This window comes from Corynebacterium timonense, from assembly GCF_900105305.1.
Classification (GTDB): domain Bacteria; phylum Actinomycetota; class Actinomycetes; order Mycobacteriales; family Mycobacteriaceae; genus Corynebacterium; species Corynebacterium timonense.
On sequence record NZ_LT629765.1, the window covers coordinates 810,281 to 823,822 of the forward strand.

General features: G+C 67.2%; 10 protein-coding genes, 1 pseudogene and 1 riboswitch. Of the genes and pseudogenes, 5 read left to right on the top strand and 6 right to left on the bottom strand.

Annotated elements, in window-relative coordinates:
• Positions 1 to 118: 118 nt before the first annotated feature.
• Positions 119 to 1,045, bottom strand: coding sequence for a peptidylprolyl isomerase (locus BLT81_RS03935; RefSeq protein WP_040421613.1), 927 nt, complete (start codon positions 1,043 to 1,045; stop codon positions 119 to 121).
• 146 nt (positions 1,046 to 1,191) lie between these two features.
• Here BLT81_RS03935 and BLT81_RS03940 point away from each other — a divergent pair, with 146 nt between their 5' ends.
• Together BLT81_RS03940 and hisS are read left to right on the top strand one after the other, a co-directional pair.
• Positions 1,192 to 1,854: an MBL fold metallo-hydrolase gene (locus BLT81_RS03940; protein ID WP_019194526.1), complete on the top strand. Its 663-nt coding sequence runs from the start codon at positions 1,192 to 1,194 to the stop codon at positions 1,852 to 1,854.
• 6 nt (positions 1,855 to 1,860) lie between these two features.
• Positions 1,861 to 3,150, top strand: coding sequence for a histidine--tRNA ligase (gene hisS, locus BLT81_RS03945; protein ID WP_019194527.1), 1,290 nt, complete (start codon positions 1,861 to 1,863; stop codon positions 3,148 to 3,150).
• On the opposite strand, the gene BLT81_RS03950 is transcribed toward hisS, so the two are convergent.
• The 5 genes and pseudogenes from BLT81_RS03950 to BLT81_RS03970 all read right to left on the bottom strand — a co-directional run bounded on the left by BLT81_RS03950 (position 3,147) and on the right by BLT81_RS03970 (position 8,936).
• Positions 3,147 to 4,142 (bottom strand): magnesium transporter, encoded by a 996-nt coding sequence (locus BLT81_RS03950; RefSeq protein ID WP_081582962.1) that lies wholly within the window; start codon positions 4,140 to 4,142, stop codon positions 3,147 to 3,149. The two genes, hisS and BLT81_RS03950, sit on opposite strands and share 4 nt — an antisense overlap.
• A gap of 246 nt (positions 4,143 to 4,388) precedes the next feature.
• A riboswitch (M-box (ykoK) riboswitch) is annotated at positions 4,389 to 4,556 on the bottom strand.
• 105 nt (positions 4,557 to 4,661) lie between these two features.
• Positions 4,662 to 5,611 (bottom strand): annotated as a pseudogene (locus BLT81_RS03955) (IS481 family transposase).
• Between the two features lie 133 nt (positions 5,612 to 5,744).
• Complete coding sequence (locus tag BLT81_RS03960; protein WP_019194529.1) at positions 5,745 to 7,139, bottom strand: L-serine ammonia-lyase; 1,395 nt, start codon at positions 7,137 to 7,139, stop codon at positions 5,745 to 5,747.
• Positions 7,140 to 7,173: 34 nt separating this feature from the next.
• Positions 7,174 to 7,812, bottom strand: a complete 639-nt coding sequence (locus BLT81_RS03965) for a CE1759 family FMN reductase (RefSeq protein ID WP_019194530.1) — start codon at positions 7,810 to 7,812, stop codon at positions 7,174 to 7,176.
• Entirely contained in the window at positions 7,809 to 8,936 is a 1,128-nt protein-coding gene (locus BLT81_RS03970) for an LLM class flavin-dependent oxidoreductase (RefSeq protein ID WP_019194531.1), read from the bottom strand. Before BLT81_RS03970 ends, BLT81_RS03965 begins: the two co-directional genes overlap by 4 nt.
• Positions 8,937 to 9,107: 171 nt before the next feature.
• Between BLT81_RS03970 and aspS the strand changes: the two genes are divergently transcribed.
• Genes aspS through BLT81_RS03985 form a run of 3 tightly spaced genes read left to right on the top strand, consistent with a single transcriptional unit; the run spans position 9,108 to position 13,534 of the window.
• Positions 9,108 to 10,904, top strand: a complete 1,797-nt coding sequence (aspS, locus tag BLT81_RS03975; RefSeq protein ID WP_040421619.1) for an aspartate--tRNA ligase — start codon at positions 9,108 to 9,110, stop codon at positions 10,902 to 10,904.
• 38 nt (positions 10,905 to 10,942) lie between these two features.
• Positions 10,943 to 12,178: a phosphotransferase family protein gene (locus BLT81_RS03980; RefSeq protein ID WP_019194533.1), complete on the top strand. Its 1,236-nt coding sequence runs from the start codon at positions 10,943 to 10,945 to the stop codon at positions 12,176 to 12,178.
• Positions 12,179 to 12,181: 3 nt separating this feature from the next.
• Positions 12,182 to 13,534: a replication-associated recombination protein A gene (locus BLT81_RS03985; protein ID WP_019194534.1), complete on the top strand. Its 1,353-nt coding sequence runs from the start codon at positions 12,182 to 12,184 to the stop codon at positions 13,532 to 13,534.
• Positions 13,535 to 13,542 lie beyond the last annotated feature (8 nt).

Below are 13,542 nucleotides of genomic sequence, written 5' to 3' on the forward strand. Positions count from 1 at the left end.
TGTCCAATCCTTGGAGGGGCGGTGTGACGGGGGTCAGGATAACCTGAACAGCCGACGATGCGCAATACTTTTCCGGCCGAAAGGTGTCATGGACACTACAGCCGCCGCTCAGGCGCCTCTACGCCACGGTTGCGGAGGTGATCGTGACCTCCTCGGCGGGAGCGCCGTCGGCAGCCCCGTCGGCGACCCCGGCCTCGGCGATCGCGTCGAGGGTCTCCAGCCCAGCCTCGTCGATGGTGCCGAAGTAGGTGTAGACCGGCGGCAGCATGGAATCGCCGTAGTTGAGGAAGAACTGTGATCCGTTGGTGTCCACGCCCGCGTTCGCCATGGCGATCGTGCCGCGCTCGTACAGCACCGGCTCGGACTGCACCATCTGTGCTTTGTAGGCGTCCTGCTGCTCGGCGGGAATATTCTCGGGCACCTCGGCGTCGTCGACCTGGGCGACGGCCTCGTCGGTCGGGTACTCGTTGGCGAACTGGAAGCCCGGGCCGCCCGCGCCGGTGCCGGACGGGTCGCCGCACTGCAGCACCTTCAGCCCCTCGCTCGTGGTGAGGCGGTGGCATACCGTGTCGTCGAAGTAGCCCTCGGAGGCGAGGTACTCGATCGCGTTGACGGTGCAGGGGGAGACGGAGCGGTCGAGCTCCATGCCGATCGGGCCGGCGGAGGTCTCTAGGTTGACCGTGACGGTGCCCGTGGTGGAGATGTCCTCCGTGGGGGGCGTGCCCACGTCCTTGGCCGGGTCCCCGGCATTTTCGTAGCTGCAAGACACGGTCTCGGGCAGGGCCTCGGCGCGCGTGTACGCCAAGGGCTCCGCCTGGGGCGGCTCCTGCGAGGTGGTGGCGGTGGTGGTCTCCTCGGCGGCCTCGGTGGATTCCTCGCTGTCCTGGTTGGCCAGGAAGTAAATCCCGCCGCCGGCTGCGACGAGGACGGCGGCGGAGATCGCCGCGATGGCCCAGGGGCCGGACTTTTCCTTGCGGTCGCGCGCGTTGATTTCACGCTCGAGGTTCTTCAGGGCGTCGCGGCCCCGCTGCTCGTTGTTCGCCACGGTGTTCATCCTCACTGTGTTTTCGTCATGGGGCGTTTTCGTCATGGGGCGCGCGGCTGCGGGCCGCCAGGTTCGGCAGTTCAGCTTATCAGGCGCGCTCCGTCGCCCCGCGCGCGGACGGAACGCGGGCGGATAGGGTAGAGCGCATGAAGATCGCAGGTTTTGCCGCGGGCCCGTTTCAGACGAATTGCTACCTCATGGTCAACGAGGTGGTCGTCGGCGGGGTGCGGCGCACGCAGGCTGTCGTCGTCGATCCCGGCTTGGGTGCCCACGCCCGCGCCGTCGAGCTGGCCGAGGCGGAGGGGGCGGAGCTCGTGGCGGTGCTGCTGACCCACGGCCACATCGACCATGTGCGCGACGCGGCAGCGTTTGGTGTGGAGACTTTTATCCACGCCGCCGACGCCTTCATGCTCGACCCGGCGGAGGAGTCGCTCGCCCGGTTGGCACTCCCCTTCGACGTGGCCACCATGAAAACAACCGAGCACGTCACCCACGTCGCCGATGGCGACGTGCTCACGCTCGCGGGGGTGGAGCTGCGCGCTCGCCACGCGCCCGGCCACTCGCCGGGCAGCACGCTCTTCCTCGGCGCCGATTTTGTGCTCAGCGGCGACGTCTTGTTCCGGGGGTCCATCGGCCGGACGGATTTGCCGTATTCCGCGCCGGAGCAGATGCGCGAGAGCTTGCGGGGGCCGGTGTGGGAGATTCCCGATTCCTTCACAGTCCTGCCGGGCCACGGTCCGACGACCACGATGGCCCACGAGCGGACGACGAACCCGTACCTGCTCGAGGCGAACGCCGCGCTAGACTAGGTCTCCATGACCGATTCCTCCCAGGCCCCCAAGCTCGCGGCCCTGTCGGGGCCGAAGGGTGTTCCCGATTACGTTCCCCCGGCGTCCGCCACCTTCATCACGGTGCGCGACGAGTTCGCGCGCCAGGCCCGGATCGCGGGGTACCAGCACATCGAGCTTCCGGTCTTTGAGGACACGCACCTGTTCGCCCGCGGCGTCGGCGAGTCCACCGACATCGTCTCCAAGGAGATGTACACCTTCGCGGATCGGGGTGACCGGTCGGTGACGCTGCGCCCGGAGGGCACTGCGGGCGTCATGCGCTCGGTTATCGAGCACAACCTCGACCGCGGTTACCTGCCCGTCAAGCTCAACTACTACGGCCCGTTCTTCCGCTACGAGCGCCCGCAGGCGGGCCGCTACCGCCAGCTTCAGCAGGTCGGCGTCGAAGCTATCGGTGTTGACGACCCGCTTCTCGACGCCGAGGTGATCGCCCTGGCCGACCGCTGTTACCGCTCCGTCGGGCTGACGGGCTTCCGTCTCGAGCTGACCAGCTTGGGCGACCACACCTGCCGCCCGCAGTACCGCGAGAAGCTGCAGGACTTCCTGTTCGCGCTGCCGCTGGACGAGGACACCCGCCGCCGCGCCGAGATCAACCCGCTGCGCGTCCTCGACGACAAGCGCCCCGAAATGCAGGAGATGCTTGCCGACGCCCCCCTCATGCTCGACCACCTCTCCGAGGAATCGCGCGCACACTTCGACGCCGTCACCTCCACCCTCGACGATCTCGGCGTGGAGTACGTGATTAACCCGCGGATGGTGCGCGGGCTGGATTACTACACCAAGACGACCTTCGAGTTCGTCCACGACGGACTCGGCGCCCAGTCCGGTATCGGCGGCGGCGGGCGCTACGACGGGCTGATGGCCCAGATCGGCGGCCAGGACCTCTCGGGCATCGGCTTTGGCCTGGGCGTCGACCGCACGGTCCTCGCGCTTGAGGCGGAAGGGGTGCGTCTTGAGGGCGTCGATAAGCGAGTGGAGGTCTTTGGGGTCGCCATCGGCGAGGCGGCCGGCAGGCGCATGAGCCTGCTTGTCGACGCCCTTCGTGCCGCCGGCATCTCCGCCGACATGTCCTACGGCGGGCGCGGGCTCAAGGGCGCGATGAAGGGCGCCGACCGAGCAGGCGCGTCCTACGCCCTCGTGTTGGGTGAGCGCGAACTCGAGGGCGGTGTCGTCGCGGTGAAGAACCTCGCCGAGCACACGCAGGTCGACGTCGCGCTCGACGTCGACGCCGTGATCAAGGCCGTGCGACCCGCCTAAAGCATAATTTGCGATGCGATGAAGAAGTAAACAAGGACGCCGACTCCGTCGCAGATCGAAGTGACCAACGGAGCGGAGGCGTTCGCAGGGTCTAGCCCGATCTTCTGCAGGATGAAGGGCAGGGACATGCCGATTAAGCTGCCGATCATCACAATGACGACCATGGACAGCGCGACTGCGAGCGCGATGTCCGGTCCGCCGCGAAGAATACCGAGGATGGAGACGGCGAGTGCCATTGTGCCGCCAAGCAATGCCGAGATCATTGCTTCTCGGGCGATCAAATGAGCCCAGTCGCGGGGCCGAACCTGGCCGGTCGCAAGCGCGCGGACCATGAGTGTGGCGGACTGGGAACCGGCGTTTCCGCCCGAGTCGATGAGGAGGGGCAGAAAGAACACGAGCGCCACCGACGCGGCGATAAGATCCTCGAAGTAGGCGATGCCGGCGCCGGAGAAGATGTTGCCGAAGACGAGCACGACCAGCCACAGCACGCGGCTGCGGTAGAGTGCCCAGACGCCGGTTTCTTTCAATGACGTCTTCAACAGCCGCGTTGGGGCGATGAGCTGGAAGTCTTCGTCGGTCTCGTTGTCGAGAATGGAGCCGGCTTCGTCCGCGCTCAAGACACCGACAAGTTCACCGCCGGCGGTGATGGGCAGACCGCGCAGATTCTCGTCAAAGATGAGGTGTGCGCACTTTTCGTCGTCGTCCTCCGGCAGCGCGCTATGCGTCACCTCGGAGGCAACGGAGCGAAGGGGGGCATTCTTCTCGGCGCGCACGAGTTCGCGGAAGGAGACTACGCCCGAGAGCTTCCGGTTTCCGTCGTGTAGGTAGATGTAGGAGCTGTCTTGCGTGGTTGCGATCTCCCCGCGCAGGGCGGTGATGGCTTCTCCCGCAGTAAGGGACTCCGGAAGCTGCAGGAAGGTGGTGTTCATTCGTAGGCCCACGGATCCTTCGCGCAGCGTGGACTGGATGAGAGATGTGTAAGTGTGAAACATGGCTAATTTCCCTTTCAGTCATGTGTGATCGACCGTTTATGCGCGGTGGTTGCGGCGCACACGGCGATGAGGGGTGGGAAAGGCGCGTCGACACTGAGATCGGGCGCGGAAACGAGCAGGCTGCTAGAGCGAACTCGGGGGCTGACTATGCATGTAGTCATCACCTCCCGCAGGTCGTGGGCCACCAGTTGCCACAATGGTCAAATGAGAAGGCGCGCCTGAAGCAGCGGGCGGGCCTCGTGTATAGCTACCCCTCCACGTAAGAGCTTTGGCACTGTACGCCGTAACCGAAACGGAGCCACTTTGGATAAACCCTTGCGCCGAGAATATCTGTCCTAAGCTGTCGCTATCTCTCGATGCGCGCTAGCTCAGTGGCCTGTGTGCGTACAGGAGCCTCACCGAACGAGGTGGTGCGTGTTTGGAAGTTTAGTACACGTTTCAGGCAAAGTCCACTCGGAGCAGAGAAATAGCTGGGAATGCGGCATGTGTACGCTATGCACTAGCGTTTGCTCTTCGCTGTCAGTGCTCGTTGTACCCCCCCGTGGCGTTGTGAACGCATTGTGCGGGGGTGAGGCCACCGATGGCGGTGTGGGCTCGATGGTCGTTGTAGTCGTGGATGAACTTCGCGTACGTCTGCTGACAGGGCCTTTTCTCTGGTGTAGGGGCGGATGTGGGCCTATTCCTGCATCAGGGTGCGGTTAACCGTCCTTCTTTGCCGTTGGTCTGCGGGCGGTACGGCTTGGTGTCAACATGCCTAATCGTGCCCAGGGGCGGCGTTGAACGCTTGGGAGCGGTAGCAGGCACGGTATATCGGCCATCACCCGTGCGACCTCGACGCCGTGGGCGGAAAAGAACGCGCAGGCACGCCACATAAACCCGGCCGCGGTGTGCTTCTTTTCGTCGGTCAGGATCTCCGAGTACGCCATCCGTGAGTAATCATCCACGGCGTGATGCAGGTAGGAGTACCCGCGTCCGGCGGGCGCACCATCCTGCCTTTGTGCGTTGCGGGCGCGACCTGTCCGGCGATCCTGTTCAGAGCCTCGCCCGTGGGCACGCGCCAGCCCCCGCCGTCGGGGATGCGGCCGAGCTTTTTGATGTCTGCATGGATCATGTCGCCGGGTTGGCTGTGTGCGTAGCGCACTGGTCGTGCTGTGCGCACCGGCAGGCCTGTGGCGTGGTCGATGCGGGCTAGTTTCGGCATGGTGGAGCGCGCGACACCGAGATGGCAACCGATACGGTGTGGGCCCCACTGGCGGGTAAACCGCAGTGTGATGATGCGGCGCTGGGTGCGCACCGGCAGCTGGTGCGCACACGTGCGTTGGCCGGCTGGAACGGTCGGTGAGCACTTCGCTGCGGCGGGCCCGGCTCACCCACCTGCTGACGGTGGCTGGGCAGAACTGGAAGCGTTCAGCGACCCGGCGCTGCGTCCATCCGTGGGGCCATCCGTGGGTGATGACCAGCTCAACCATCCTTGCTCTGCCGGTCGGGATCAAAGGTGCGATATGGAAGCCCTCGCGACCGGTGCTCGTGTGAATACCTCCACCTCTACCGGAGGCTGCCCCCATCCGCTCACACCGTTCACAACCTCCCGAGGAAGTACAGCTAGCACTCCGTGAGGTTTACGGGCAGGCCCAGCTGGACGGCCAGCCCGCCCATGGAGGTCTCCTTGTACTTCGTCATCATGTCCCGGCCCGTCGCCGCCATCGTCTCGACGACATCATCGAGGGTGACGATGTTTGTGCCGTCGCCAAGCTTGGCTAGGCGTGCGGCGTTGATGGCCTTGACCCCACCGATGGCGTTGCGCTCGATGCAGGGGACCTGCACGAGCCCGCCGACCGGGTCGCAGGTCAGGCCGAGGTTGTGCTCGAGGGCGATCTCGGCGGCGTTCTCGACCTGCTGGGGGGTGCCGCCGAGGATGGCGCACATGCCCGCCGCCGCCATGGAGGAAGCGGAGCCAACCTCGCCCTGGCAGCCGACCTCGGCGCCGGAGATGGAGGCGTTTGTCTTAATAATCACGCCGATAGCGGCCGCCGTGAGCAGGAACTCGCGGGCCCGCTCGTCCGTGAAATCGTCCGTGAAATCGCGGCAGTAGTGCATCACCGCCGGGATGATGCCCGCCGCTCCGTTGGTCGGGGCCGTGACCACCTGGCCGTGCGCGGCGTTTTCCTCGTTTACGGCCAAGGCGTAGAGGTTGACCCATTCCATCGCATCGAGCCCCCGGGAGGTCGAGGCCTCGTACTCCGCGGTGAGAAGGCGGTAGAGCCGGGGCGCGCGCCTGGTCACGTTCAGCCCGCCGGGCAGCGTGCCTTCCGACTTCAGCCCGTGGGAGACGCACTCCTGCATGACGTTCCAGACCGCGTCGAGGTGGTCGCGCACTGCGTCCCAGCCGTGCAGCGCCTCCTCGTTGGCACGCATGATTTCCGCGACCGTCATGCCGTTCTCGGAGCACAGGCGCATGAGCTCGGCGCCGCTGTGGAACTCGAAGGGGATGACGGGGGTGTCGAAGGTCGTGGTGATGCCGGATTCGCTTTCCTTCTCCTCGATGCCCTCGCGGTCGAGGATGAAGCCGCCGCCGACGGAGAAGTACTCCACGCGCTCGGCGATCTGGTTCCCCTCGGCGTCCCACGCGTCGAAAATGAGGCAGTTCGGGTGCTCGGGCACAGGCTCTGGGTCGAAGACGACCTCGTAGTCCACCGAGGCATCCGGACCCTCGATGGTGCCGGTCGCCGGGATTGCCTCGCCGGGGCGGGGAGCGACGTCGGAGGAGGTGGTCAGCGGGGTCCAGCCGACGAGGCCGAGGAGCACCGCTCGGTCGGTTCCGTGACCCACGCCGGTGGCGGCCAACGAGCCGCGCAGTTCAACGCGCACCCGCGACGGCTGAGCCCCGAGGCGCTCGATAAAGGCGTTGGCGGCGCGCATCGGCCCCACCGTATGGGACGACGACGGGCCGATGCCGATGCTGAACAGGTCGATCACGCTCACGGTGTTTTGTGACATGGCCACGATGGTACCGCAGGCACCAGACACACACTTAGCGTTCGGTCTGCCCCCGCAGAAGGTGGGGCATGGGCACGTAGCCTTCCCCGCCATCCGCGGGCGCGGCACCCGAGAATCGCGACGGGCGGGGGGACGCGAGCATAAGATCCGCCAGCTCGCCGGCGGCGCGCTCCACGCGGCGGCTGAAGTCGGCCCCGGCGGGACCGCCGAAATCCGCGGTCGCCGCGAACAGGGAGGTGGGGACCACCACGGCGTGCATGAAGGTCAGCAGAGGGCGCAACGCGTGCTCCGTCACTAGCGTGTGGCGGGTGCTGCCGGCGGTAGCCGCGACGATTGTCGGCATGCCGACGAGGGCATCGACGTCGAGGACGTCGAAGAACATCTTGAACAGGCCGGAGTAGCTGGCCTTGAACACCGGCGTGACGGCAATGAGCCCATCGGCCGCGGCCAGTTGCCGGCTGACCTCGGTGAGCCGTTGGCTCCACGTGCCGCTTGTCGTGGCGTGCGCGAGGTCGGTGGCCAACGTGCGCAGTTCGACGGTACGCACCTGCACCTCGGCGGGCGCAGCGCGGTGCGCGGCGGCGTCGACCACGGCGGCTGCGATGGCGTCGGCGACCTGGCGCGTCGTTGAGGGCGTCGATAAGCCTGCTGTCACGACGAACAGGGTGGTCATGACGGCTCCTTTCCTGGCGAGACCTCGAAATGGGGATGTCGCTCGCCCCGCTGCTGCGCTGCGAGGAGGCTATCAAAGGTGGGCGGGTCGCTGGGCACGTGGTCGGGGCGGCGGGCCTCCATCCGGCGGCGCAGCTCGGGCACAACATCGGTGCCGAGGATCTCGATCTGCTCCAGCACCACCTCGCGAGGCAGGCCGGCGTGGTCGACCAAGAAAAGCTGGCGCTGGTAGTCGCCCACCCAGTCAGCGAACTGCATTGTGCGGTCGATAACCATCTCCGGCGTGCCCACCGTCAACGGCGTCGCCTCGGTGTAGTCCTCCAGGCTGGGCCCGTGCCCGTAGACGGGGGCGTTGTCGAAGTAGGGGCGGAAGACGCGCTTCGCCTCCTGCTCTGTGCCCGCGATGAACACCTGCCCTCCGAGGCCGACGATGGCCTGGTCAGCGCGGCCGTGGCCGTACGCCTCGAAACGGCGCCGGTACAGCCCCACCATCGAGGCGGTGTGTTCCTTGTTCCAGAAGATGTTGTTATGGAAGAAGCCGTCGCCGTAGAACGCGGCCTGCTCCGCGATCTGAGGCGAGCGGATCGAGCCGTGCCAGACGAAGGGAGGCACGCCCGCGAGTGGGGTGGGCGTTGCGGTGAAGCCGGTCAGGGGGGTGCGGAATTGTCCGCTCCAGTTCACCACCGGCTCGCGCCACAGGCGGCGCAGCAGGTGGTAGTTCTCCACAGCGAGCGGCACGCCCTGGTGGATGTCCTTGCCGAACCAGGGGTAGACGGGGCCCGTGTTGCCCCGCCCGAGCATGAGGTCGACCCGCCCGTCGACGAGGTTATGCAGGAAGGAGTAGTCCTCAGCGAGGCGGACCGGGTCGGTGGTGGTGATGAGCGTCGTCGCCGTCGACAGCCGCAGCCGCGAGGTCTGGGCCCCGATGTAGGCCAAGTGGGTGGGAGGGGAGGAGGGCACAAACGGCGGGTTGTGGTGCTGCCCGGTGGCGAACACGTCGAGGCCCACCTCCTCCGCCTTGAGCGCGTACGCCGTCATGGCGTCGATGCGCTCCTTCTCGCTCGGCGCGGCGCCGGTGGTGGGGTCGGGGGTGACGTCACCGACGGTGAAAATTCCAAACTGCATGGTACAGGCCCTTCCGTGGTACTGCGCGCCCGATGGTACCGGGCGGCGGGGCCGCGTCGGTGACGCGTCACGCGGGGATCGCTCTGGGCCGGACCCGGGGCGGTGTCGGACAAGGGGGTAGAATCTGCGACGACAACTTTTGCCCTCACGTGGAAGGACGTGGAAGATACCGTGCTGCGCACTCACCTTGCGGGTCAGCTCCGCAAAGAACTCGATGGTCAGACCGTGACGCTTACCGGGTGGGTGGCGCGGCGGCGCGACCACGGCGGCGTGATCTTCATCGACCTGCGCGACCGCTCCGGCGTGGCGCAGGTCGTGTTCCGCGAGTCCGACGTCGCCGAGGCAGCCCACGACCTGCGCAGCGAGTACTGCATCATGGTCACCGGTGTCGTCGAACCCCGTCCGGAAGGCTCCGCCAACCCCAACCTCGCCTCCGGCGAGATCGAGGTCAACGCCACCGACCTGAAGGTACTCAACGCCGCGGCCGCGCTGCCCTTCCAGGTCGAGGACTACTCCTCGAACGAGGTGGGCGAGGAGACACGCCTGAAGTACCGCTACCTCGACCTGCGCCGCGAGCGTCAGGCGAAGGCCCTGCGCCTGCGCTCGGACGTCAACCGCGCCGCGCGCGAGGTGCTGGCCAAGCACGACTTTGTGGAAATCGAGACCCCGACGCTCACCCGCTCCACCCCGGAGGGCGCCCGCGACTTTCTCGTCCCGGCCCGTCTGCGCCCGGGTTCCTGGTACGCGCTGCCGCAGTCGCCTCAGCTGTTTAAGCAGTTGCTCATGGTGGCGGGCATGGAACGCTACTTCCAGATCGCGCGCTGCTACCGCGACGAGGACTTCCGCGCTGACCGCCAGCCTGAGTTCATCCAGCTCGACGTCGAGGCCAGCTTCGTCGACGAAGACGACGTCATCGCCCTGGCCGAAGAAATCCTCGTCGAGCTGTGGAAGCTGATCGGCTACGAGATCACCACCCCGATACCGCGCATGAGCTACAAGGAGGCGATGGAGAAGTACGGCTCCGACAAGCCGGACCTGCGCTTCGACATCCAGCTCGTTGACTGCACGGAGTTCTTCAAGGACACCACCTTCCGGGTGTTCCAGAACGAGTACGTCGGCGCGGTGGTCATGGAGGGCGGCGCCTCGCAGCCGCGCCGCCAGCTCGATGCGTGGCAGGACTGGGCGAAGCAGCGCGGTGCGAAGGGGCTCGCCTACATCCTCGTGCAGGAAGACGGGGAGCTCGGCGGGCCGGTGGCCAAGAACATCACCGACGAGGAGAAGCAGGGGATCGCCGCCCACGTCGGCGCGAAGCCGGGCGACTGCATCTTCTTCGCCGCAGGTGACGCGAAGAGCTCCCGCGCTCTGCTCGGCGCGGCCCGTGGCGAGATCGCCCGCAAGCTCGACCTCATCAAGGAGGGCGACTGGGCGTTTACGTGGGTCGTCGACGCGCCCCTGTTCGAGCCCGCCGCCGACGCCACCGCCTCCGGAGACGTGGCCCTGGGCAACTCCGCGTGGACGGCTGTGCACCACGCGTTCACCTCGCCGAAGCCGGAGTACGTGGACAGCTTCGACTCCGCCCCGGGCGAAGCGCTGGCCTATGCGTACGACATCGTGTGCAACGGCAACGAGATCGGCGGCGGATCGATCCGCATCCACGAGCGCGACGTGCAGGAGCGCGTGTTCAAGGTGATGGGCATTACCGAGGAGGAGGCGCAGGAGAAGTTCGGCTTCCTTCTCGAGGCCTTCTCCTACGGCGCCCCGCCCCACGGCGGCATCGCTTTCGGCTGGGACCGCATTGTCTCCCTGCTCGGAGGCTTTGACTCCATCCGCGACGTCATCGCCTTCCCGAAGTCCGGCGGCGGCGTCGACCCGCTGACGGAGGCCCCCGCGCCGATTACCAGGGAGCAACGCAAGGAAACCGGCGTTGACGCCACGCCGAAGGCGGCCGCAGAGGCGGCGCAGAGCTAGCGCGGGCCCCTCGTGAGAGGCCCGCAAGGAGTGACCTGATGGATCAGGAAAGCGTCATCGCGGCGGCGGAGGACATCCTCACCCGCCGCTACGGCGGCACGCAGAAGCTTCACGACGTCACACGGCTCACCGGGTCCGGCTTCGCCGGCGTCTACCGCGCCCGCGTGGCTACCAACCCTCTTGTGCAGCACCGTTCGGTCGTGGTCAAACACTCCCCGGAGACGGGCGACGTGCTCGACGACGCCGCCTTTTTGCGCGAGGTGGTCTCCTACCAGTTCACCACCTCCCTCAGCGAAGAGGTGCGTCCCGGGCCGATCCTGCTCGCGCACGACACCGCCCAGCGGATCATCATCATCTCCGACTCGGGCGACGGCGACACGCTGGCGACGATCCTCGCCTCGGCCGACGACGAGACGCGCCTGAAGGTGCTACGCGGCTTGGGCACCGCGCTGGGGCGCATGCACGCTGGTACAGCGGGTAAGGAGGGCGCCTACAACGTCCTGTTCGCCCGCATGGTGCGCGGCAGGAAGGGCCAGCGCCAGGTCCAGGACCTGCGCGAGCGCATCCTGATGCACCGGATCCGTTTGGGGGCGGCGATGCTGGAGGAGTCCGGCATCGCCACCCCCACCGAGGTCTCGGAGACCGCGGAGCGGATCCACGCGCGCCTGCTGCGCGGAGGCAACCGCGCGTTTACCCCATTCGACCTCGCGCCCGACAACATCATCTTCGCCGAGCGCACCCAGTTTCTCGACTACGAGTGGGCGGGCTTCCGCGACGTCACCTTCGACGTCGCCTTCGTGGTCGGGGGTTTCCCCAACTACGTGGCCGCCCGCCCCGTCAACGACGAGGAGGCGCAGGTCTTCGTCGACGCGTGGGTCAGCGAGGTGGAGACGATGTGGCCGAACGTGCTTCACCCTGCGACGCTGCATGCGGCGATCACGGCGGCGTTGATCGGGTGGGCGCTGTCGAGCGTGTCCATCCTCAATGCGAATGCGCTCGAAACTCTCGCGCAGACGGACGACCAGCTGGCGGAGGAGTTCCGCTCGGCGGGCGCCGACCTCGAGGCCGCGGTGAGTGTGGCCGAGGACTTTGAGGTCAGCGGCGACCTTCTGCGTCCTCGTTCGGACGGCCCATTTACCGCGGACGAGCAGCTCGTGCGTCGGGACCTCTTCGAAACCTTCGACGCGGTGGCCCGCTACGCCGGGTTGGGCGCCGGGGCGTACAACCATGCCGTCTCGGAGTGGGCGCGCGGCGTCGCGGAACGGTTGAGGTAGGCCATGCAGGACGGTCTCTTTGGCGACCCGCACGGGCAGCACGACGCCGACACATCGCGCGGCGGCGCGTTCTTCGAGGCCGGCGCCTCGGCGCCGCTGGCCGCGCGGATGCGGCCTCGCTCCCTCGAGGAGATCGAAGGCCAGGGCCACCTGCTCGCCGAGGGAAAACCGCTGCGCAGGCTCATCGAGGGATCCGGGGCGGCCTCCGTGATCCTCTACGGTCCGCCCGGCACCGGCAAAACCACCATCGCCTCGCTCATCGCCTCGGCCATGGGGCAGAGCTTCGTCGCGCTGTCCGCGCTGTCGTCGGGCGTGAAGGAGGTGCGCCAGGTGATCGACCGGGCCCGCCGCGACCTCGCCCGGGGCGAGCGCACGGTCCTGTTTATCGACGAGGTGCACCGCTTTTCCAAGACCCAGCAGGATTCGCTGCTGGCGGCGGTGGAGAACCGGGTTGTGCTGCTTGTCGCGGCGACGACCGAAAACCCGTCGTTTAGCGTCGTGGCCCCTCTCTTGTCCCGCTCGCTGCTGCTCACCCTTGAACCGCTGACCGACGCCAACATCGCCGCCGTCCTCGACAGGGCAGTCGCGGACGAACGCGGCCTCGCCGGCCGGGTCCGGCTCGACCCGGACGCTCGGGCGCAGCTCGTGCTCCTGGCGGGCGGCGACGCGCGGCGAGCGCTGACCTACCTGGAGGCGGCAGCAGAGGCGGTCGACGACGGAGACGCGATCACAGAGGAAGTCGTGCGCGAGAACGTCAACCGCGCTGTCGTACGCTACGACCGCGACGGCGACCAGCACTACGACGTTGTCTCCGCCTTCATCAAATCGATCCGCGGCTCCGATGTCGACGCTGCGCTGCACTACCTAGCGCGCATGATCGAGGCGGGGGAGGACCCCCGGTTCATCGCGAGGCGGCTGGTCATTCACGCCTCGGAGGACGTCGGCATGGCGGACCCGAGCGCGCTGCAGGTGGCGGTGGCGGCCGCGCACGCGGTCAGCTTCATCGGCATGCCCGAGGGAAGGCTCGCGTTGGCGCAGGCGACGATCCACTTAGCCACGGCGCCGAAGTCGCCGTCCGTGATCCAGGCGATCGGGCGGGCGCAGGAGGACGTCCGGCGCGGGAAAACGGGGGCGGTGCCCGCGCACCTGCGCGACGGCCACTACGAGGGCGCGAAAAAGATGGGCAATGCAGTGGGTTACCTGTACCCGCACGACGACCCGCGCGGAGTGGTCACCCAGCGCTATATCCCCGAGGGCCTCGACGGCACCGTGTACTACGAGCCGAGTGAACACGGCAACGAAAAGCGCATCAGAGACTACAGCGACCGCCTGCGCCGGATCGTGCGGGGCAGGTAGGCGGGGGT